Here is a 22,097-nt window from a genome sequence, read left to right as displayed (position 1 = left end):
AGCTGATGGCGCCGTCACCAACCCCCCGACCCCCTCCCGTCGAGGGAGGGGGAGAGTAGCTGCACTGCACCTCGAAAATTCTTCAACATCAGCAGGCACCGCCAGTCCTTACGTTCCCCCACCCCTTGCGGGCGGGGGACAGGGGGCGGGGGAAGCTGCCACGTGCTGAGATGCCGCTCGCCAGCTAGCAGTGACTCTGCCCCAGATACGCGTCGATGACCGCCTGGTTCTGCACCACTTCCTGGGGCGTTCCCTCGGTGAGCTTCTCCCCCGAGTTCAGCACCACCACCCGGTCGGAAATGCGCATGATCGCCTTCATGTCGTGCTCGATCACCATCTGGGTGATGCCGCGTGCCTTGATGTCGAGGATCAGCTTGATGATCTCCTCACTCTCGGACTGGTTCAGCCCCCCCATTACTTCGTCCAGCAGCAGCAGCTCCGGCGCGGTCGCCAGCACGCGCGCCATCTCCAGCTTCTTTCGCTCGCCGATCGGGAGCCCCCCTGCCAGCATCGCCGCCTTGGACCCCATCCCGACGACCTCGATCTGCTCTGCGGCTATCTCCCGCGCCACCCTCAACGACCGCGTGCGGCACAGCGCTCCCACCATCACGTTGTCGAGCACACTCATCTTCGCCAGGGGGCGCACCTTCTGCCAGGTGCGCGCCATGCCGAGCTTGCAGACCCGGTCGGGCTGCAGCCCGTTCATCCTCACCCCCTTGAAGAGGACTTCGCCGCGGGATGGCGGATAATAGCCGGTGATGCAGTTGAAAAGGGTGGTCTTTCCCGCGCCGTTCGGGCCGATGAGCCCCATGATGGAGCCTTCCGCCACCTCGAAGGAGACATCGGCGTTTGCCGCCAGCCCGCCGAAAAACTTGCTTACATGCTTTATCTCCAGTATCGCCATCACGCCGCCCCCCCGCTCGTCTCTTTCGCCTGGCACACGCTCGGGGCGCCGACTCTTCCGCCGTTCCCCCGCTTCGCCATCAGCTTCCTCAGGAAACCGAGCACCCCGTCCGGCATGAAGAGTATGACTATCACCACGAGAACGCCGTAGATCAGGGCGTGTGCGTGTGCCAGGTTTTCCTTCAGGAAGGTGCCGACCGCCGACGATTCGGTGACGATCCCCGTGCTGAAGATCGCCTCGGAGATGAGGTTGCTGCGCAGCGCCTCGGAGAGGGGGACGAGCACCAGGGAGCCAACCACAGGGCCGTACAGGGTGCCGATCCCTCCGATGATGCAGATAAGGACGATCTGCACGGAGATGTCCAGGCCGAGCACGGTGGGAGGGTCGATGAAGCCGATGTACACGGCGTACAGGCTCCCTGCCAGCGAGGTGAGGAGCGCGGAGATGGTGAGGGCGACGTTTTTGTACAGGGTCAGGTTGATGCCGAGTGAGTGCGCCGCGTCCTGGTCCTCCCGTATCGCCTGCAGGCAGTAGCCGAGCTTTGAGTGCTGCACGCCGTAGGTCACGACGACGGTAAGGATCACCAGCAAAAGCCCCATGTAGTAGAAGGGGACCTTGCTCAGAAAGTCGGTAACCACCTGCCCGCCGACCGTCAGGGGAGGGATGTCGGTGGCGAGAATCCCTTCCGCGCCGTTGGTGAAATCCTTCAGGTTCATGGCGCTCAGACGCAGGATCTCCGCCACAGCAATGGAGGCGAGAACGAAGTACGGCCCGCGCAGCCTGAAGCAGATGGAGCCGATGACAAGCGCCACCACGAGGGCGACCGCCATCCCGCCGAGGACGCCGTACCAGGGGGGGATATGCCACTGCTGCATGAGGACCATGGTGGTGTAGGCTCCCGCCCCGAAATAGGCGGCGTGGCCGACGGAGTACTGCCCGGCGTACCCCCCGACGATGTTCCAGCTCTGCCCCATGATCGTGCTCATGAAGAGAAGGATCATGAGGTGCAGGGCGTAGGGGTTGTCCACGAACCTGGGAAAGAGGAAAAGCCCGGCCAGGATGACGCAGGTGAGGGCCGGGGTAACAAACTTCATGTAGTCATTCTTGGCGATCGCATCAGTTGTCACGGCAGACTCCGCTAGGTGCGTGATTTGCCCATCAGGCCGGAGGGCTTGAAGAGAAGTATCAGCAGGAAGAGGATGAAGACCACCACGTCCTTCCAGCCGCTGGAGATGTACACCGCCCCCATCGACTCGGCGATTCCGATGACGACTCCGCCGAGGGTGGCGCCAAGGACGCTCCCCATCCCCCCGAGTACGGTGATGACGAAGGCCTTGAGGGTGAAGGCGCTGCCGATCTGCGGGAATATGTAGTAGGTGGGCGATATGAGCGCACCGGCGGTCCCGGCGAGCGCCGCCCCCACGCCGCAGGCGATGATCGACATCCGTTTCACGTTGATCCCCATGAGCTGCGCCGCCTCACGGTCCTGCGCCGTGGCGCGGATCGCCTGCCCCGTGTCTGTCTTCAGGAAGAACCAGTAGAGCGCCGCGGTGATCGCTGCGGTGATGGCAAAGGAGATCGCCAGCGGCTCGGAGATGGAGATCCCGAAGAGGTTCACGCTGCTGGAGGAGTAGGTGGTGGAGAGGATCTTGTAGTCGGAGGTGAAGATGAGCATCATGGTGTTGCTCATGATGAGCCCGAGCCCGATGGTGAGGAGTATCTGGTTTTGCGGCAGGGCGTTCAGGATCCTGTTGATGAAGAGCTTTTGCAGCAGCGCGCCGAAGAGGAACATGACCGGCACGATGATGACGATGGAGAGGAACGGGTCCACCCCCGCCAGGGTGAAAAGGTTGTAGGCGAGGTACATGCCGATCATCATGATGTCGCCGTGGGCGAAGTTGATGATGCGCATGACCCCGAAAATAATGGTGAGCCCGATGCCGATCAGGGCATAGACCCCGCCGATAAGGACTCCGCTCAGCAGTGACTGGAAAAAGACGATCATGGGGGGCTCCGGGTGCCTTCAATGTAACGTCAGGCCGGCCCGGGTGGGGCAGACCGGCCTGACGAAAGTGACGCTACTTCCACGCGGGGAAGGGGTATACCGTCTTCTTCGTGGCGAACTGCTTCGGGTAAACCGTCTCGTACTTCCCTTCCTGGATCTGCTGCACCAGCATCTGGTGGTTGTTCTGGTTGGTGAACCCCGCATAGTCGGCAAAGCGGACCTCACCCATGATGCCGTTCCACTTTCCAGCTTTCAGCGCGGCCCGGGTCTTTTCCCGGTCCCCTGCGCTCTGCGCCGCTGTCTGCGCCATGATCATCATCGATTCGTAGGCGCACGCCGCGTGGTAGGTCGGCTCCTTCCCGAACTTCGCCTTGTAGCGGGCGCCGAAGTCGCGCGCCCCGGGCCAGCTCACGTCGTCTGTCCACTGGGTGCAGGAGAGGACACAGTTGGAGATCTCCTTCTCCTTGGCGAACTGCACGGTGGTGAACCCGGCGCCGCCGCCGAGGAAAGCCTGCGGCTGCAGCCCGATCTCGCGCGCCTGGCGCATGAGGAGAATGGCGTCGGCCACGTAGGAGACCATGAAAACGAGGTCCGGCTTCTTCGCCTTGATCTTCGTGAGGGTGGAGCGGTAGTCGGGGGAGCCTTTGGAGTACGGCTCGTCCGCCACCACCTGCAGCCCCTTCTTCATCACGTACTCCTTCGCAGTTTTCGTGGTGGAGGTGCCGAAGTCGGTATTTTCGTAGATGAAGGCAATCGTCTTCGGTTTTCCGAGGCTCATGGTGGCATCGATGAGGACAGAGGCGTACACGTCAGCGGGAGCGTTCATGCGGTAGACCCACTTGTACCCCTGGCGGGTGATCTCCTCCTTCGCCGCAGCGGGAACCAGAAGCGGGACCTTGTACTTTTCCGAGAGCTTCGCGACCGCGTTGGCACAGGCGGAGGTGTACGGCCCCACGACCCCTGCCACGTTCTCCCTGGTGGCGAGCTTTTCCATGGCGCTCATTGCTATCTGCGGTTTCCCCGTATCGTCCTCCCACACGAGATCGACGTTGATCCCTTTCTTCTTCAGGTCCTCCTGGGCGAGCTTGATCCCGTTGGTGAGGTTCTCACCGATCGGGGCCTCCGGACCGGTCATGGAGTTGATGACCCCGATCTTCACGGCGGCGGCGAAAACAGTCATGGGCACAAGAAGCGCAATTACCAGAAAGACAGCAATAAACCCCTTTTTCATAATCCCTCCCTCTGTGTCGTTGTCGGAAAATCAAAAGCCACGTGGAACCGCTTTACGGGTGCAATAAACAGGCGTGTATGCAGTATACCGGGCAATGTAACATAGTTTGAAAAATGTGCTAGAGGTTTTATGCGAAAATTTACCGGAGGCTAATTTTTTTTGCAGTGGAGGGGAGGATGCAGGCATGGCTTGTCAGAGCTGTCATCTCGGGGTGGACGGAGGCCCGTGGAAGGGGCCTCGTCGAGGGCGGCTTGAGTTGGTACGCAGGGGGGGCAGATGAAAAAAGGTGCGGCGGCCCATCCTCCGGCGGCCGCCGCGAGCTTTTACTCCTTGTGCTTGCCGTTGCAGTCGTGCTTCGTTCCGGCAGGATACTCGAGTCCGCAGGACGGGCAGCGCTCCGTCTCCCCCTTCTGCAGATGCCGGCAGCCGGCGCAGACGGAGAAGAGCAGGCACAGTATCACTAGCAACTGGGCGGTAATGGCGGTGAGGCGCTTCATGGGCAATCTCCTTTCACGTTCAAGTGGTCCCCGGTTAATACTCTCCAGGATTTGCGGGTTGACGTTTGCGAGACACGGTCCTTTCCAGCGACCGGCAGCGCGGGCTTTTAGAAGAAGTACGCCCAGCGTGCGGTGAAGGTATTGGTTCCCGGACCGCTCTTCACGGAGAAGTCGTCCCTGTACTCGATCATCAGCTGGTTGTGATCCCCCACCCCCCAGAAGAATGATAGCCCGAGCCCGTGATTTTCCTGCTCGTCATTTTGTTTCACGCCATTCACCTTCGTTTCCCCGCCCCTGTTGTAGTAGTAGTCCAGCGACACGAACCACTGCTTCGTGATATCGTAGCTTGCGTGGGTTTCGAAGCCGAACAGCGGATCCTGCTCCAGTTTCCCGCGGTCCGCCCCGGTCCCGTAGTCGTCGTTGTCCGTGAAGAAGTCGCCGTTGAAGACGAGGTCCACATACGCGCGATCGCCGATCCCCTTCACGATGCCGATCTCGGGCCTGATGACCCAGCGGTTCGCGCCGAGGTTGAGCCCGCGGGTCCGGTCATATGAGCCGAGCGGCATGGTGACGTACGGGGTGAATCCTACCCATAATTTGTCTTCGGGAGCATTGACGAACCAGAAGGTGGTGAGGAGAACAGGATCGGCAAAGCCGGAGTCGGAGAGATTTGTCTGCCCCGTTGCAGAGCCGTCCAGTTCCGCGTCGCCAAAGACAACGAGCGACTGCGGGTCGATGGTGAAGGGGCCGTTGCCGTAGAGTGCCTTCGGGGCGATGGAGGTGTAGTAGACCGGCCTGAAGATGCCGATGTTCTCGGACAGGTTGAAGTCGCTGCTCACCCTGTTTCCGTCGCTGTACAGCTTGTGCGCTGTGATGTGCTTGAAGTAGGAGCAGAATAGAAAGGTTCCCGGGGGCGCCGGAATGTAGTCCCTTGCGTTTGCCGCAAAGGAGAGGTCGGGCAGTGCGAGACCTGTGCAGAGCATTAGGGCAACCAGTATCTTCTTCATCCGTTCACCTCCGTGAGTAAAAGTGTTGTGCATTGCATGACTCCCCCCGCGGGCAGGGGCCCTGAAATTGCGGGTAACTAGCAGTTGTGCCCCTTCGAAGGAGTCCGTCATCACGTCCCCCCCTTTGCGAAGGGGGGACAGGGGGGATTTAGGTCCTGGGTTGGCATCTTCAGAATGGTCTCGACAACGCGCGGCAGTGGTTCCGAAAATGCCTGTTGGTGTAGCTGAATCGATGGACCCTCGACCCTGTTCCTGCAGAAGGAAAGCACGGCCAGCATCACTGTCATCTGCTAGCGCAGTTTGCGGGATGGCTCCCACAAGTGGTTGTAGAAATCCGCCAACAAGGCAAATCCCCCCTGTCCCCCCTTCGCAAAGGGGGGGACGCGGGGTCTCGTGCGGCGCTTCGTTGCGACATAGTGCGGCTTCCGGAATTTTCCGATGAGCCTTCGCAAAGGGGGGACGCGAGTCCCCCCTGGCCACTGCGCCGCTACATCGCCTGCTTGTACAGCTCGACGATGTCGTCAGGCCTTATCTTGCGCGGGTTGAAGAGGCAGCAGATGTCCTTGAAGGCGCTCTCGGCGAGGACCGGTATATCGCTCTCCTTCACTCCGATAGCGGAAAGACCTGCAGGGATCCCCACCGACGCGGAGAGCTTCCTGATCGCCTCCACCCCTTTTTCTGCTGCTTCCATCGGCATGAGCCCGGTGATATCCACTCCCATCGCCTCTGCAATGTCGGCAAAACGCTGCGGGCAGGCGATAAGGTTGAAGCTGCAGCCGTGCGGCAGGAGGATCGCGTTGCACACGCCGTGCGGCTTGTTGAGGAGCGCGCCCGGCTGGTGCGCCATGGCGTGCACGATACCGATGCCGGCGTTGTTGAATGCCATCCCCGCGAGGTACTCGGCATAGGCCATCTTGTCGCGCGCCATCAGGTTGTCGCCGTTTGCCACCGCCGGGGAGAGCCACTCGGCCACGAGACGGATCGCTGCAAGGGCGCAGGCGTCGGTTACCGGATTGGCGAGTGCCGCAACGTACGCCTCGATGGCGTGCGTGAGGGCGTCCATGCCGGTGGCGGCGGTAAGTGCCGGAGGCATTCCCACCATGAGGACAGGATCGTTTATGGCGATGGCCGGGGTGATCCGCGCGGTGGCAAAGATCATCTTTACGTGGGTGTCGGTGTTGGTGATTACCGCAAAGCGGGTCATCTCGCTCGCGGTCCCGGCGGTCGTGTTGATCGCTATGAACGGCGGGAGCGCTTTCGGCACCGTGTCGATACCGGCATACTCGCGGATATCGCCGCCATTGGAGACGACGATCCCGATCCCCTTGGCGCAGTCATGGGAGCTGCCGCCGCCGAGGCTGACGAGCGCGTCGCACTTGCTCTCCTTGTAGATCTTCACCCCCTCGCGGACGTTTTTGTCGGTCGGGTTCGGTTCGGCGCCGCCGTAGATGACTGCGGCGATCCCGGAATCCTCCAGAAGCTTCTTCATCTGGTCCGCCACCCCGAGCTTCACCAGCCCCTGGTCGGTGACGATGAGCGCCTTTTGCGCGCCGAGATATTTGGCTGCCGAGCCGAGCTGCTTTACTGCGCCCACGCCCATTTTGGTAATTGAAGGGATAAAGAAATCGAAGACCTCGTCTGCTAGTGCCATTGTCATTTCCTCCGTAGTTTAGTAGTGCATCCCTGGAACCGATCAGCCCACAGCGTGTGCTGCCCCTCCTCTCCTTCAAGGGCGGGACCAGGAGGGGGATGGTTCCTGATCCGGCCATGCCATCCACCCCGACCGTGAAAGAGGTTGCTGATCGGCTCCCGGGATGATCAGGGGCTACAGCGCCCGCTTATAGAGCTCGATCATGTCCTGGACCCGGGTGACGCGCGGGTTGGTCGGAGTGCAGACTTCCTTCATGGCCCACTCGGCCATTTCCGGAATGTCCTTCTCTTTCATCCCGAGCTCGGAGAGGCCGGCGGGGATGCCGATGTCGGCGGAAAGGGTCTTGATCGCCTCGATAGCTGCAACGGCGGCCGCTCTCTCGGTCATGCCGGTGGTGTCGATACCCATCGCCTCGGCGACGTCGGCGTACTTTTCCACGCAGGCGATCATGTTGAATTCGCATACCAGCGGGAGGAAGATGGCGTTGCAGACGCCGTGCGGCAGGCCGATGAAGCTGCCGGGCTGATGGGCGAGAGAGTGCGCGATGCCAAGACCTGCGGAGCTGAATGCCTCGCCTGCCAGGTATTCGGCATATGCCATGCCGGTGCGTGCCTCGATGTCCTGGCCGTTGGCGACTGCCTTTTGCAGGTACTTCGCGATCAGCTTGATCGCCTGCAGGGCCAGCGCGTCGCTCTTCGGGTTGGCGAAGGCTGCCACATACGCTTCTATGGCGTGGGTCAGCGCGTCCATACCGGTCGCGGCGGTCAGTGCCGGAGGCATGCCGGTCATGAGCTCGGGGTCGTTGATGGAGACGTTCGGGGAGACGTTGATGCTCCATACCACCATCTTTACGTGGTTGGAGGTGTTGGTGATGACAGCGGCCGGCGTCATTTCACTGCCGGTGCCGGCGGTGGTGTTGAGGGCGACGAAGGGGGGCATCGGCTTCGTCACGGTGTCGATCCCCTTGTAGTCCTGGATGGTGCCGCCGTTGGTGGCGACGATCCCGACCCCTTTGCCGCAGTCATGCGAGCTGCCGCCGCCGAGAGATACGATGGAGTCGCAGCCGTTCTGCTGGTAGGCCTTGAGGCCGTCGGCGACATTCTGGTCGGTGGGGTTCGGCTCGGCGCCGTCATAGATCACCGCCTGCAGCCCTGCCTGCTCGATGTACTGCTTGATGGTGTCCGCCACGCCGATCTTCGCGAGCCCCTTGTCGGTGACGATGAGGGCCTTTTTGGCACCCAAGGTCTTCAAGTTGTCGCCGACGCCTTTCGCTGCGCCGCAGCCTATGAGGGTGATGGGGGGCATGAGGAACCTGGTTACCGTTAAGGGCATCGTCATTGTTCTTTTCCTCCTGAGAGTTTTTTAACTGCTCCTTTCCCTTGAGCAGGGAGCGTGCCGGAGGATTGGGTGTTGTAACATCTCGGTATGTAAAGGTAATTCTGCGCTGTCGGTAACGCGTGGGGTGTGAGAAAAGGCACAGGGGGGAGAGGGGGGAGGCGAGAAAAAGCCGATCGCCGCCTCAGGTGCGGGAGGCTGTGACGATCGGCTCAGGTGTGACAAAAGGCACAGGGGGGGCTAAAGGAGAAGCGCCGGCTCCTTTTTGAGCCGCTTGTTGAGAGCGGTGCGGGTTATGCCGAGAAGGGAGGCCGCGATCCCCTGGTTTCCCTGGGCCCGCCGCAGCGCTTCCCGCACCAGGATCTCCTCGGCCTCCTTGAGGGTCGGCAGGGGACCGGCTGGAGCGGCCGTCGCTCCCGCGGCGGGAAGCTCTGCCGCAGCGCCGGGGTTGAGCTCTTTGCCGGCCTTCATGCTCCGCTTGAAGCTCTCGAGAGAAAGGGTCCCGGACTTGTGCCGCGCCACCGCGTCGTGCACCATCGCTTCCAGCTCCCGGACATTCCCCGGGAAGGCGTAGTTGGCGAGGAGCGGGATCGCCTGGGAGGGGAGGAGCGGCACCTCCTTCCCGAGTGCGTTTGCGGCCTTCTTGAGGAAGTGGTCCAGAAGGTGGGGGATGTCCTCGATCCGCTCCCGCAGCGGGGGGATGGTCACATAGTGGGTGCAGAGCCGGTAGTAAAGATCCTTGCGGAATTTTCCCTGCTGCACCAGATCTCTCAGGCACCTGTTATTCGCCGCTACTATCCGTGCGTTGCTCTTTCTGGGGACATCGGAGCCGATCGCGTAATACTCCCGTTCCTGGAGGAGCCTCAGGAGCTTCACCTGGGAAACCTCGGGGAGGTCACCGATCTCATCGAGAAAGAGGGTCCCCCCGGCGGCCTGCGCAATCATCCCCTCGCGCGCCTTCTCCGCCCCGGTGAAGGCACCCTTGTGGTGGCCAAAGAGGGTGTCGGAAAAAAGGGTGTCATCGAGCCCGGCGACGTTCACCGGGACGAAGTTTCCCTTGAGCCCGCTCGCCTTGTGTACCGCCCTGGCTACCAGCTCCTTCCCGACCCCCGTTTCCCCGGTTACGAGCACCGCTTCGTTGGACCGTGCCACCACCTCTATGTACTGGAAGATGGAAGTCATCTTTTCGCTCACAGTGATGATGGAGGAAAAGGTTTCCGGGGCTTCCACTTTCTTCTGGAAGAACTGTTTCTTGAGGTCGCTCATCTGGTTTTTCAGCCTGCAGATCTCGATCGCCTTCTTTACGCTCGATATAAGGCGTGTGCGTTCCACTGGTTTTACCAGGTAGTCGAAGGCGCCCGCCTTCATGCAATCGACGGCTGTTTCGAGCTCGTCCGCCGCTGTGATGACCACAATCGGGATGTGGGGGTGCTCGCGGGAGATCTCGGCCAGAAGTTCCCGCCCGCCGAGGTACGGCATGAAGAGGTCGAGAACCACGACATCGACCTCTTCCCTTTCGATGAGCGGCATGACCTTCCTGCTGTCATCGAGGGTGAGGACTTCCATGATACCCGCGCTGCGCAAAAGGGTGCGCGAGCCGAGCAGGATGCTCTGTTCGTCGTCGACAAGGAGAACTTTTTCGTAGCAGGCGGACATAGCTGTTCCTCGGATATCAGTGTTTTGAGATCGGACCAGTCGGACCAGTCGGACCAGTCGGACCAGTCGGACCAGTCGGACCAGTCGGACCAGCCGGACCAGTCGGACCAGTCGGACCAGCCGGACCAGTCGGACCAGTCGGACCAGCCATGGTGGTCACAGCTTCGCGCCGTAAACCGGCAGCCTCACCGTGAAGGTCGTGCCGAGGCGGAGGTCGGACTCATACTCGATGGTACCCTGGTGCTTCTTGATGATGGAGTAACAGATGGAGAGCCCAAGCCCGGTCCCTCCCTGGTCGCTCCTGGTGGTGAAAAACGGCTCCATGATGCGCGACTGCAACTCACGCGGTATCCCCGTTCCCTGATCCCGAACCCGTATCCAGACCTGGTGCGCCTTCCTGTCGTAAAAGGTGCTGAGGTACACGCCCGAGTTCTTGTTCGGCAACGACTGCAGCGCATTGATGGTGAGATTGAGAATGACCTGCTCGATCTGCTGGAAGCTCCCCTCCACCTTCGGGACATTTTCATCGAGGGTGCAGAAGAAGTTGTCCGTGTACTTGCGGATCTGGTTGCCGAGGAGATTCACCGATGCCCGCACCGCCATGTTGACGTCGATCACCGTGCGGTACGGCTGCTTTTCCTGCCGGGCAAAATTCTTCAGCCCCTCGACGATGTTCTTGATGCGGACCGACCCCTCCTCGAGGCTCACCAGGAGCTTCGGGATCACCTCTCCTGCTTCCTTGTCCGGCAATCCCCCGATGGTGAATTCGCCATTTTCCCGCCCGTACTCCATCAAGATCTGCTCGATGTCCTTCCACGCCTCGTGGAGAAATTGGGAGGTGGAGAGAATGTAGTTGTTGGGGTTGTTTATCTCGTGGGCGATGCCGGAGGCGAGGGTGCCGAGGGCGGTCATCTTGTTCGTCTGCAGCAGCTTCTCCTCGATCCGCTTGCGTTCTTCCTTGAGCCGCAGCTTTTCGGTGATGTCTCTGAAGGTGCAGTAGATGTAGTTGTTCCCCTGCGACCTCATGATCTTGCCGCGCACCGATGTCACCAGCTCCTTTCCGTTGCGGCTGACGATGGCTACCCGGTCGATGCGGTACGTCCGGCTCCTCGTTTCTGTCACGCTCTCCGCAGGGAGAAAGGTCTCCGAGACCTTGTGAAACTCCTCTTCCGACATGAAAAAGGAGAGGGGGCTTTTCCGTATCTCCTTCTTGGTATGCCCGAACATACGCACTGCAGCGGCGTTTGCGTCGACTATGGCAAAGGTGGCGGGGGCGAGAATGAGGGCGGCATCCTCGTCTTCCTCGAAGATCTGCCTGAACCTCTCCTCGCTCTCCCTGAGCGCCTCCATCGCTTCCTTGCGCTCCGTTATGTCGCGCACGACGGCGAGGGCCCGCTGCTTTCCCCTCAGCACCGCCCCCCTCATGTTGACCTCGACCCAGAAGCGCCGTCCGGACCTGTCCTTCGCGATCCACTCAAAGAGATGGGAAACGTTGTCCCGGGCCTTCCTGATCTGCTTGAGTGCGTTTTCCTGGTTGTACGGCCCCTCGCCGGCGCTCAAGTCTTCGATGGTGAGAAGGAGGGTCTCCTCCCGGCTGTAGCCGTACATCTCGCACAGCTTGCGGTTCACATCGAGGATGTTGCCGGTCTCCACGTCGAGGACAAAGATGGCATCGTTTGCCGCGTCGAAGATGGCGCGGTAATTGGCCTCCGACTCCCGCAGCTCGCGCTGTGCCCGCTTGTTCTCGGTGATGTCGGAGAGGATCGCCATGTACCCGATCGTCCCCCCGTCCGGCCCGGGCATGACGGCGGTGGAGAGGCTCACGTCGATGAGGGTGCCGTCCTTTTTCTTGCGCTGCGTCTCGTGAGCGCGGCACACCTTCCCCTTGTTCAGCTGGCGCACGTTTTTCAGCACCTCGCCGTCCCGGTCCTCCGGAACGATGGGGTACGGCTTGTAAAGGACCTCTTCCCTTTTCCAGCCGAACATCTCCTCCGCGGCATCGTTCCAGAGCGTGAGGTTGATGTCGCTGTCGAGGGCGATGATGGCGAGGGGGGAGGCGTTGATTATCGCCTCCAGGATGTGGTTCGCCTGCCGCAGCGCATCAGCGGCCTTCTTCCGGCTGTTGATGTTGCGCAGGTACTCGGTGGCCATGATGACGGTGCCGTCATCATCGAGGACAGGAAAGGCGTAGATCTCCAGGTACCCGACGCGCGGGTTGTACTTTTCCGTCACCACCGGTCGCCCGGTGCTGAAGACTTTTTCCAGGTGGCACTCGTCGCACGGCTTTCCCTGCTCCGGGTAGTAGGCCTCATAGCAGTGGCAGTCGCTGGCGCGGACCTCCTCCGGGACGTAGTCGAACCCTCCGTTCCAGTTGCTGTAGATGATGCGCAGGTCACGGTCCACCACGGAGACGAGGTCCGGTATGGCGTCGAAAATGCGGTTGAAGGAGGTCTTCACCCCGAGCAGTTTCTTTTCCGTTTCCTTCAGCTGTGTGCTGTCGAGGACGACTCCGACGATCCCCGCGATCTCTCCATCGGGGCGGCAAAAGGTGGCTTTGTGGAAGATGACCTCGCGGTTTTCGGCGTCGGCGTTGAGGACGCGCCCTTCATACATCTGGACGCCGGGGGTGTTGTAAAGCTGGAGGTCCATCTCCCGGAACTTGTCAGCATAGGAGGGGGCGAAGAGCTCGTGGACCGTCTTTCCGGCCATCTCCTGTCGGGAGATCCCGAAGAACGACTCGTAGGAGGTATTGCAGCTCAGGTAGCGTCCGTGTTCGTCCTTGAAGAATATGGGGATCGGGATGGAATCGAGAATGGTGGCCATGAGTGGGCTTGCCGCTACCGTGCTATCCATGCTTGCTCCGCTTCAGGGTCGGATTTGCGTATGGCCGGGCGTGACGTGGCAGGTGTATACAGTACGCGCCGGATTGTACTGAGTTTATGAAGCGTTTGCAAGACTTACTGTGGGGGGAGGGTGCATGTAGAATGTAGGCCGGAATAAGCGGAGCGTTTCCGGCAACTGCTGGTAGTGGCTATCGGCTGCCGCCGACGCCGGGAACGCCTGCGGCTTATCCCGGCCTACGATCGCTGCGACCCGTCGCTGGCGGATCTGGCAGAGCAGGAGCCCACGCGTCCCCTCCCTTTCAAGGGGAGGGACAGGGTGGGGATGGGGTGGAAAGGGGACGTGCTACAGGCGGCTCAGCCTGGAACAAAAAAAGCCCCTCCCTTGACGGGTGGGGCTTTTGAAGGTTCGATTTCGACCGATCGTCGTATCAGCTACGACTGCTCGATCACACCAATGGATGCTCTCTCCGCAGTCGACAGATGCAGCGTGAAGAAGAGCCCGCGGCTGCCGCTCGGGACAGAGATCCCTGCAGAGGCGGGATGAACGAGGTGCGGGGGGAGGATCTCGATGGTCTTCCCCTTCTGCGCGGCCTTTGCCGCCACGTTTCCACAGACGATGTTCAGGAATTCCTTCACCGAATCGTTCAGCACATCCTCCGGTTCCTCATCGACCGATTCCTCTCCGAGAATGGCGCAGGCGATCCTTTGGCGGATTTCGGCGGAACCGGCAAAGATGCAGGTAGCCTCCGCGTCCCCCCGGATCTCCATCGTCGCGACCACAAACTCCTCCGGCATGTGCTCCTCCACGCGACAGGCTCCGAGACGGCATGCGGTGCCGACAATCCTCGTGAACATCTTTGCCGTCAGGTCCGCATACATCTCCCACAGGTCGGGATGGCGCACCCCCGTAGGGATCTCTATCCGCGGAGTGAGGTACGGCTCCTGGTCCGCCTTGTAGTCGTCGAGAAGGCGGGGCAGGTCCTGTTCCTGGACCGCGCCGATCTGCACCAGTGCCTCGCCGAGGTAAAGGTGAGAATTCTTTTGCACAGTGAGAACCTGGTTTACCTGCTCATTGGTAAGGATCCCCAGTTTGACTGCCATGTCCCCAAATTTAAGATCTTCGGTGCGCTGCGCCGCGTGAACCCGCTCCATATCTGCCTGACAGATTAGGTTGATGGAGAGGGCCGTGTCGCCGAAGCGTAGATTTACCGAGTCCTGAAGCTTTATGGCCTCCAGGATCGCCTCACGGGAGACAATATTTTTTTCCACCAGGAATTGCCCAAAGAATTTAACAGCCATTATCTAGACCTCTCAAAAATATGCCTGGAAGAAAGGGGGATTACAGGCTCTGCAGCGTGGTGATGACGGTTGCGCTTTCGAAAGGCTTGGAAAGGACTGCCTTGGCCCCGATCTTCATCGCTTCGGAGAACTTGTCGCCAACCCCGCCGAGGGAAGTGATCATGACGACCTTGACGGCGGCGTCGCGAGCGACGAGGGCGCGAAGTGCAGTGATCCCGTCCATGCCGGGCATGTTCATGTCCATGCAGATGATGTCGGGGCGCAGCTCCTGGTGGAGTTTTATGGCCTCCAGCCCATTGTTGCCGCGGCCAACGACCTCGAAGTGGCCGCTTCCGGAGATGATCTTTTCCAGCTGGCGAATGACTACCACACTGTCATCGACGATTATTACCTTTTGCATGGTGTATCTTCCTCCACAGCGCAGCTGTTGCGAGCGAGCGCTCTGCGTTATCCAATCGGTGGGGAATCTAATCGGCGGGTGAGGAAAACTCTTTAGTACAGAAGGAGGGAAAAATGAGAGTGTGTGTAGTTGTTAATGCGCTATCCGAAAGTGACAGCGTAGAGGGAAGGGTGAGAGGAAGGATTCGCCAGCAGTGCGGTGACTAACAAACCTTATAATTCAAGACCTGACCCCGGGGTCAGGTCTTGAGTTATAAGGTTCTTATGGCGATTTTCGGGTCTGAGGCCCGCCACTCAGCGCGGCATGTCGAGTTGGACGAGCTCCCACTTGTAGCCGTTCTTCTTGAGCTCACAGACAAAGTTGCTGCGCTTTTTGCTCCCGTTCTCCGCAGGGGTCTCGACGAAGGCTGAGATCTCGTACACCCCGCTCCCCAGCGTCTTTACCTGGAAATCCTTTAGCGGCGCGAACTCCGCCGTCGCGGGAAGCTTCGCCTTTTCCCTCACGAACTCCTTCGCCATCCGCTTCGCGTCATCGCTTTCCTGCCGCTTTTTGGACTCGGCCTGCTGCTGCGCGGTCTGAGGGGGAGAAAACATCTTTATCGCGCAGGTGCTGCACAGTATCAGGACAAGAAATCCCATTACGATAGGCATAAAACGAGCTCCTGTAGCTACTTGTTCTCTTTCGGGTGAAACCGGTCCCGGCAAGAAGGGGGATGCCTGCAGATTAGTAGACATCAACTCCAATGTCAAAACCTTTTCTCGCTGTACACTCCGGCGACGATGAAAGGAACAAATCCTCTGCTGCGTGGATCCCATGAAGTAAAATATTTCACAGAGATAATAGAATTGGTTAATCTTGTAGCTTATAGTATGAAGAAGGCGCTGGATCCACAAATTTTCACACTTTCCTGGAAATATCTGTGGTATTGTTACTATCACTTTCAGTACCCATACCGGCACTTGGTACTGAAAGAGAATCCTCATGTTTCACTGTTCTTGTTTTGTGCTGTCAGGAAGGTTCCCGTGCCGAATTTTATTCCGACTCTTGCACTGCAATTACTCTTGCTCCTCCCGTCTCTTTCGATGGCCGGCCTCACCGCGTCTCTCGATCCCGCACAGGTTGACCGCTCCGCGCGCGTCGATATCGCTACCGTCTCCGGCAAATTCTCCTACGCCGAATATCTCTCCGCTTCTGCCATAAACGCCGATAAACCGGCCTTTCCCGTGCACACCGTTTCCCCGGCTGCCATACCCTTCGGCAGGTACCTCCTGAAAAAGGGGACGATGTACCGGAGAGGTGACGGTCCCTGCGGCTACATTTTGCCCCTGACCTCCACCGGGAGCATCAATCTCCTCGCCTACAGCACCGTGACCATCTCAGGGCGCTTCAGGGGGAGCTGGAGACTCGCGTTTGCGGATCTTCCCCTCACCGCGAAGGAAGACAACGTGCCGGTCGCACTCCTCACGCAGGGGGCGTCGCAGTCTTTCCCCCTGAAGAGCCTCGTGCAAAAGGCCGATCTCAGCCGCGCGCGGCAACTGGTGCTCCTTCTTGATTCCACCAGCGGGTCTGCAGGTGTGCAGGGGGTGCGCTTCACTCATGAAGAGGGAGCACCGCCTGCGCCGGCGCAGGCGATCTGGATCTGGCAGAGGGGAAAGGTGGTGGGGCATGAGGAAGAGGTGCTTCAGCGACTGGCGACCCGCGGGATCGGCAAGGTTTACCTGCAGGTGGGGGATGACCTGGAGGTCTTCGCTCCCTTCCTGGAAAAGGCCGCTCGCGCGGGAGTCGATGTCTTCGCCCTCGATGGCAGTCCCGACTATCTGACGGCTCCTCAGGTGCTCTTGTCACGGATCGAGCGGGTGGAAAGGTACAATGAGAGTCACCCGTCTGCTCATTTCGCCGGCTTCCAGACTGACATAGAGCCGTATCTCAACAGTGACTTCAACGCCCGCAGGGATTTTTATGCCACGGCGTACGCGAACCTGGTGGCCGAGATAAAGGAGCGGTCCAGACTGACTCTCTCTGTGGTAGTCCCTTTCTGGTTCGATACACTCTACGCTGGCGACAGGTCGCTTATTCAGCAGATCGCGCAAAATGCCGATGAGATAGTGGTGATGAGCTATCGCACCGGCAGGGAGCCTCTCCTGCAGATTTCGGCGAGCACGCTGTCGCTGGGAGAACATCTCGGCAAGCCTGTCTGGCTCGGGGTGGAACTGGGGGCGATCCCGGACGAGGAGCATGTCGTTCTCGACAGATGCACGGCCGGTGCCCCCGCTGCGCAAAAGATCGGCTCATCGTGGTGGTGCGAAGGGAGGCGCTACAGCGTACCGGGGGAGAGGATCTCCTTCCGGTCGCGGGTCGAGACACTCCCCACCTTCCTGCGGACCGCTATCCCTTTCAACTCTTTCAAAGGATGGGTAGTGCACAGCTATGAGGAGCTTCCTCTATGAAAAAGCTCGCATTGACTCTCGCCTTTCTGGCCCCCCTGCTTTTGCCGGGGCACGACGCAACCGCAGCCGCACCCGCGCAGGACGAATACAGCGACGGCATCAGGCGCGTGCAAAAGGCCGCTGCGGACGGTGAATTCCAGCGCGCGGAGTTGGTCCTCTCGCGGCTGATGGCGAGATACGGGGAGAACGCGGAGCTCCTCACCATACGCGGCAGGCTCCTCTTCTGGCAGAAGCGTTACGCCGATTCCCTGCAGGCCCTGCAGCGCGCCCGGCAGCTGAAGGGGGATCGCGAAATCGACGCGGAGATCGCCAGGGTCGAAAGGGCGCAGCGGCTTGCCGAGGCGGACCAACTGGTGGCGCACGGGGAGTTGATGCGGGCCGGCGCGCACCTCGCTCCCCTCTACGAGAGCGGGCGCGACCGCTACGAGCCGGGGATGCGTCTTGCTGCTGTGCGAAACAGGCAGGGGCGCCACCGCGAGGCCGCGCAGGTATACCAGACCCTCATGCGCGACTACCCGAAGGACACCGAGCTTCCTCTTCTCTACGCGGGTGCGCTGGCAAACTCCGGTGACAAGGAGGGGGCGCTGCAGGTGATCGATGCGCTGGCAAAGGATGGGAAGGATCCCCGCCCCTTTGCCCTGCGCGGCCGCATCTTCTCTCGCCAGGGTCGCTACTTCGAAGCTCGCGAGGAGTTCGAGAAGGCGAAGGCGCTCGGGGGAACGCCGGAGCTCCCGGAGGAGCGAAAGGCGCTGGAGGAGGCTATCAAGTTCCAGCACGTGAAGTCGCTGGTGGCCGCGGGTGGGTACGATCTCGCGGAACCGCTCCTCAAGTCCATGTCCGCTCCCGGGCCGTATGCCCGCGAGGCGCGCCTCCTCTCCGGCAGGGTGATGCTGGCGCAGGGGCGCTACCCGGAAGCGCTGTCGCAAACTGCAGCGCTGAACGAGGAGTACCCCGCCGACCCGGAGGTCGCCGCACTCTACGCCGAGGCGCTCATCAACAACGGTCGCCGCGCCGACGCCGATCGCGTGCTCTCAAGCGTCAGCGGGAGCGCCGAGGAGCGGCTTAGAAACGAGCGGGAGGATCTCTTCTACCGCGCGAAGGGGGACTGGCTGAGGCTCGCGGGGGATGTCTATCACTACTCCAACGGCTCCGACAACGAGAGCGGCGTCGCGCTGAGCGTTTCGCACCGCTTCCCCGACTCGGTTGCCGTCGCTTCCGTCTCCGGGATCACCCGCTTTGGCCGTACCGATCCCCAACTCGCCCTCGACATCTATTTCCCCCGCTTCGCGAAAAAGCTCTCCGGTGCCGTCTACCTGACCGCCGCCCCCGGCTCCTCCTTCCTGCCGCGCTACTCAGCCGGAGGGGAAGTGAGCTGGGCCTTCCCTTCCGTCGAGGTCTCTGCCGGATACAACCATCTCGGATTCCACGGCAACGCGGCGGATGTCCTCAGTGCCGCGGCGACCTGGTACGTTCCGAGCTCCCCGGTCAGCATCACGGAGAAGGTCTATTTCACCCCGAAGGAGGAAACCTCCCTCTGGCTCACCACCGTCAGGTGGGACCCCGACCACCGCTTCGGCGCCTTCCTCTCCGCCGGCGTCGGCAACTCCAGCGAGCGGAGGGTCTCCAGCGAGGATGTTCAGCGCTACGACACGTGGCTGGTGCGGGCCGGGGGGGAGTACCGCTTTTCACCGCGCTACAGCATCGGCGGGGAGGGGAGCTTCGAATCGCGGCGCAACCTGTACGACAGGGCGGGGGGCGTCCTTTACCTGAGGTACTGGTGGTCATGATTTCCTTTCTCTCTTCCGCATATCTCTATTCCCACCTCGTCCGCGAGGGTGTCCTCTGGGGGATCAGGGTCTTTTGCGCCATCTGCGTCGTGCAGCTCGTGGTTCTTGTTCTGCACAAGCTCGCCGTGGAGCGCCGGGAGAGGCGGGAAGCGCTCTTAAAGAGCCGGTATCTCGCCAGGATGTATCGCTCCTTGGTGGAGCGGCGTGTCATGCAGTCAAAGCCGGCGACCCGGGAGGAATACGACGCGCTCTCAGATGTCTGCATCTACCTCATGTCGTCCGCTTCCGCCGCCGAGCTCCGTCTCATCGCCGACACCGCGCGGGAGTGCGGCATCGCCGACTTTTACGGCCACGAGCTCGCCCGCTCCCATTTCTGGATCACCAAGTACCAGCTCGTTGAAAAGCTCGGCTTCCTGAAGCTGTTGGAGCTCGCCCCGGTATTTCGCAGGGTGCTGGATGAGGACGAGGACCAGCCTCAGGTCGTGGCGAAGGCCGCCTGGGCCCTCAGCCTCATCTGCCGGGAGGAGGACCTGCCGCACCTCTTCGCCCGCATGTCCGCGCCGAACTTCATGTCTGCCAAATTCAACGAGCACCTCTTCGGCAACATCATCGCCGCCTTCCGCGGGCGCGGCGAGAGCAGGCGGCTCCTCTCCCTCCTTTCAGAGCTCCTGGAGGGGGAGAGCATCCCACTTCTCGTGAAACGCGACTTCATAGAGGCGTGCGGCGCCGCCGGCTTTGGCGAGGCGGAAGCGCTCATCACCTGGAGCGCACAGCATCTAGAGGAAAGTCCGGAGATGCGCATCGCCTGCCTGCGCTCCATGCAGAAGCTCGGCGGCGGAAAGGTGGACAGCTTCATCCTCGCCGGCATGCGCGACTCCGACTGGCGCGTGCGCGCCGTGGCGGCGAAGTCGGTGCAGAGATGTTCCAATGACGTGGTGCCGGCGCTTGAAGAGGCGCTTTCGGACCAGAGCTACCACGTGAGGGTCAACGCGGCGCTCTCCCTTGCCCACAAGGGGGAGGAGGGGCGTGCCGCGCTCTCCCGGCAGACCGGAAGCCGGGATCGTTTTGTGCGGGAGGTTTCCCGCTACGTGCTGAGGGATACGGAAGTTTCATGCTAGAGTTTCTCGCGTTTTGCCAACTCCTCGTTTTTGTGTACTTTCTGCTGGTCAACTGCTACTACAGCATCTCCAGCCTCATTGCGCTCCTCGACATCCGGGGGCAGCTCGCCATCGCCTCGCGCCAGCACATCCGAAACCTCGTCACCGGCGTCTACTACCGCCCCATCTCCATCCTCGTCCCCGCCTACAACGAGGAGGCGACGATCGCCACCAGCCTCCGCTTCAGCCTCTCCCTGCGCTACCCCGAGTTCGAGCTCGTGGTGGTGAACGACGGTTCCACCGACAACACCATGGAGGTGCTGCGCCGTGAGTTCCGGCTCGTGCAGATCGAGAAGCCGATCAAGATCGTCCTGCAGCACAACCGGATCCGCGGCGTGTACGTCTCCCTCGACCACCCGCATCTTGTGGTGGTGGACAAGGAAAACGGCGGTAAGGCCGACGCCCTGAACGCCGGGATCAACGCCTCGCAGTATCCGCTCGTCTGCTCCGTCGATGCCGATTCCCTTCTCGAGGAGGACGCGTTGATGCGCGCCGCGAAGCTCTTTGTGGAGGACCGCGAGGTCGTCGCCTCCGGAGGGATCGTGCGGGTGCTGAACGGCTGCACCGTGGTGAACGGAAAGGTGACCGAGGTGCGCGCGCCGTCGCGCTTCATCGAGCGGCTGCAGTCGGTGGAGTATCTCAGGGGGTTCCTCGTCGGGAGGACCTCCTGGAACTGCACCAACAGCATGCTGATCATCTCCGGCGCCTTCGGGATCTTCCGAAAGGACATCGTCCTTGCCATCGGCGGGTATCGCAGGACGGTCGGCGAAGATATGGACATCGTGATCCGCATGCACCGCCACTGCCTGGAGAGGAAAATACCGTGCAAGGTCGTCTTCGTCCCCGACCCGGTGTGCTGGACCCAGGTGCCGAGCGACTGGCGCTCCCTCTTGCAGCAGCGCAACCGCTGGCACCGCGGCCTGATCGACAGCCTCTGGCACAGCAGGCGGATGACTTTGAACCCGCGCTACGGGGCGGTGGGGCTCTTGGCCTTCCCATACTTCATCCTCGCCGAGGCACTGGGGCCGCTCATCGAGTTCTTAGGCTATGTGAGCTTCGTCATCTTCTACTTCATGGGTATGCTGAGCCGCGACTTTGCCCTTATTTTCCTGACGCTTGCGGTGGTGTGGGGGATGTCGCTGAACCTCGCGGCGGTGTTGCTGGACAACCTGATCTACCGCCGGTACAAGGGGGTGGCGGACCTCCTGAAGATATCCGCCTGCGCATTTCTGGAGGGGCTGGGATACCGGCAGCTCCTGGTGGTGGAGCGGCTCTTCGCCACCTTCACCCTTTTCAGGAGGGATTGGGACAAGCCGGTACGGAGGGAGATAAAGCATGAGCAGCTGGAAACGTTGTAAAGATTTCGCCTATTTTGCTCCGAGGGCGGTTCTCGCGGGCCTTTTCATGGCGCTCCTGCTAGTCATGGCGCTCGGCAACTTCGACTTTTTCGAGCCGTACCTCTACCCGCTGCATCTGGCCCAGGGGAACGTGGTCTGCTACGGGAGCGGCGTTACCATCGGGCACTATCCGCAGATGCACGAGCTCGAGCGGCTGAAGAGGGAGCGGGGCGTCGATCTCGATATCAGCCTTTTGAATGACGACCTGCCACAGGAAAAGGCGCTGAACAACCAGCTCTCGCAGGGAGCTAAGCGGCTGGGCATCGAGGTCCGGAGCTTCCCCTTGAGCTATCTCGGACTGGAGAGCCAGGAGAACAAGAAAAGGATCGCCGAGTTGGCGGAGTTCGTGCGCAGCCAGGGGGCGCGCAAGATGTACATTCACTGCTACCTCGGGAGGCACCGCGTAGCGGTGGTGCGCGACGAGTTGGTGCGCCGGGGGCTCATCCCGGCGACCGGCACGCCGCAAAGGGAAGGGTTGTAA

The 22,097-nt window shown here is 61.0% G+C and carries 18 protein-coding genes; 5 read left to right on the top strand and 13 right to left on the bottom strand.

The window, feature by feature from the left end; genetic code table 11:
- Positions 1–184: 184 nt before the first annotated feature.
- The 13 genes from LPW11_RS01020 to LPW11_RS00960 form a co-directional block, all read right to left on the bottom strand.
- Positions 185–904: an ABC transporter ATP-binding protein gene (locus tag LPW11_RS01020; protein WP_230998351.1), complete on the bottom strand. Its 720-nt coding sequence runs from the start codon at positions 902–904 to the stop codon at positions 185–187.
- On the bottom strand, positions 904–2,031 hold the full coding sequence (locus LPW11_RS01015; RefSeq protein WP_230996266.1) for a branched-chain amino acid ABC transporter permease: 1,128 nt from the start codon (positions 2,029–2,031) through the stop codon (positions 904–906). The genes LPW11_RS01020 and LPW11_RS01015 overlap by 1 nt, the downstream gene beginning before the upstream one ends.
- A gap of 11 nt (positions 2,032–2,042) precedes the next feature.
- A complete protein-coding gene (locus tag LPW11_RS01010) occupies positions 2,043–2,909 on the bottom strand; it encodes a branched-chain amino acid ABC transporter permease (RefSeq protein ID WP_230996265.1) in 867 nt (288 codons plus the stop codon).
- 73 nt (positions 2,910–2,982) lie between these two features.
- A complete protein-coding gene (locus LPW11_RS01005; RefSeq protein WP_230996264.1) occupies positions 2,983–4,140 on the bottom strand; it encodes an ABC transporter substrate-binding protein in 1,158 nt (385 codons plus the stop codon).
- 323 nt (positions 4,141–4,463) lie between these two features.
- The gene (locus LPW11_RS01000; RefSeq protein WP_230996263.1) at positions 4,464–4,637 is read right to left on the bottom strand and encodes an anaerobic ribonucleoside-triphosphate reductase; all 174 of its coding nucleotides are present in this window, start codon (positions 4,635–4,637) and stop codon (positions 4,464–4,466) included.
- Between the two features lie 107 nt (positions 4,638–4,744).
- Complete coding sequence (locus LPW11_RS00995) at positions 4,745–5,644, bottom strand: transporter (protein ID WP_230996262.1); 900 nt, start codon at positions 5,642–5,644, stop codon at positions 4,745–4,747.
- Positions 5,645–6,131: 487 nt separating this feature from the next.
- Positions 6,132–7,295, bottom strand: a complete 1,164-nt coding sequence (locus tag LPW11_RS00990) for an iron-containing alcohol dehydrogenase (protein ID WP_230996261.1) — start codon at positions 7,293–7,295, stop codon at positions 6,132–6,134.
- Between the two features lie 174 nt (positions 7,296–7,469).
- Entirely contained in the window at positions 7,470–8,633 is a 1,164-nt protein-coding gene (locus LPW11_RS00985; protein WP_230996260.1) for an iron-containing alcohol dehydrogenase, read from the bottom strand.
- Positions 8,634–8,870: 237 nt separating this feature from the next.
- The gene (locus tag LPW11_RS00980) at positions 8,871–10,286 is read right to left on the bottom strand and encodes a sigma-54-dependent transcriptional regulator (RefSeq protein WP_230996259.1); all 1,416 of its coding nucleotides are present in this window, start codon (positions 10,284–10,286) and stop codon (positions 8,871–8,873) included.
- A 156-nt stretch (positions 10,287–10,442) separates the two neighbouring features.
- Complete coding sequence (locus LPW11_RS00975) at positions 10,443–13,139, bottom strand: PAS domain S-box protein (RefSeq protein WP_230996258.1); 2,697 nt, start codon at positions 13,137–13,139, stop codon at positions 10,443–10,445.
- Positions 13,140–13,561: 422 nt separating this feature from the next.
- Entirely contained in the window at positions 13,562–14,428 is an 867-nt protein-coding gene (locus LPW11_RS00970; protein ID WP_230996257.1) for a chemotaxis protein CheX, read from the bottom strand.
- A 40-nt stretch (positions 14,429–14,468) separates the two neighbouring features.
- Complete coding sequence (locus tag LPW11_RS00965; protein ID WP_230996256.1) at positions 14,469–14,828, bottom strand: response regulator; 360 nt, start codon at positions 14,826–14,828, stop codon at positions 14,469–14,471.
- 293 nt (positions 14,829–15,121) lie between these two features.
- Entirely contained in the window at positions 15,122–15,478 is a 357-nt protein-coding gene (locus LPW11_RS00960; RefSeq protein WP_230996255.1) for a hypothetical protein, read from the bottom strand.
- A 372-nt stretch (positions 15,479–15,850) separates the two neighbouring features.
- Here LPW11_RS00960 and LPW11_RS00955 point away from each other — a divergent pair, with 372 nt between their 5' ends.
- The 5 genes from LPW11_RS00955 to LPW11_RS00935 are packed head-to-tail and all read left to right on the top strand — an operon-like array spanning position 15,851 to position 22,097.
- Positions 15,851–17,275: a hypothetical protein gene (locus LPW11_RS00955; protein WP_230996254.1), complete on the top strand. Its 1,425-nt coding sequence runs from the start codon at positions 15,851–15,853 to the stop codon at positions 17,273–17,275.
- Positions 17,272–19,062, top strand: a complete 1,791-nt coding sequence (locus LPW11_RS00950; RefSeq protein WP_230996253.1) for a YaiO family outer membrane beta-barrel protein — start codon at positions 17,272–17,274, stop codon at positions 19,060–19,062. The genes LPW11_RS00955 and LPW11_RS00950 overlap by 4 nt, the downstream gene beginning before the upstream one ends.
- Positions 19,059–20,180: a HEAT repeat domain-containing protein gene (locus tag LPW11_RS00945; RefSeq protein WP_230998350.1), complete on the top strand. Its 1,122-nt coding sequence runs from the start codon at positions 19,059–19,061 to the stop codon at positions 20,178–20,180. Before LPW11_RS00950 ends, LPW11_RS00945 begins: the two co-directional genes overlap by 4 nt.
- Positions 20,174–21,577 carry a glycosyltransferase family 2 protein gene (locus LPW11_RS00940; RefSeq protein ID WP_230996252.1) on the top strand — a complete coding sequence of 468 codons (1,404 nt, stop codon included), beginning with the start codon at positions 20,174–20,176 and terminating at the stop codon, positions 21,575–21,577. Before LPW11_RS00945 ends, LPW11_RS00940 begins: the two co-directional genes overlap by 7 nt.
- Positions 21,555–22,097, top strand: coding sequence for a hypothetical protein (locus LPW11_RS00935; protein ID WP_230996251.1), 543 nt, complete (start codon positions 21,555–21,557; stop codon positions 22,095–22,097). The genes LPW11_RS00940 and LPW11_RS00935 overlap by 23 nt, the downstream gene beginning before the upstream one ends.

The organism is Geomonas sp. RF6, assembly GCF_021044625.1.
Taxonomy (GTDB): Bacteria; Desulfobacterota; Desulfuromonadia; order Geobacterales; family Geobacteraceae; genus RF6.
Note: the sequence above shows the minus strand (reverse complement) of the source record. Positions and strands in the feature narration are given on the sequence as shown.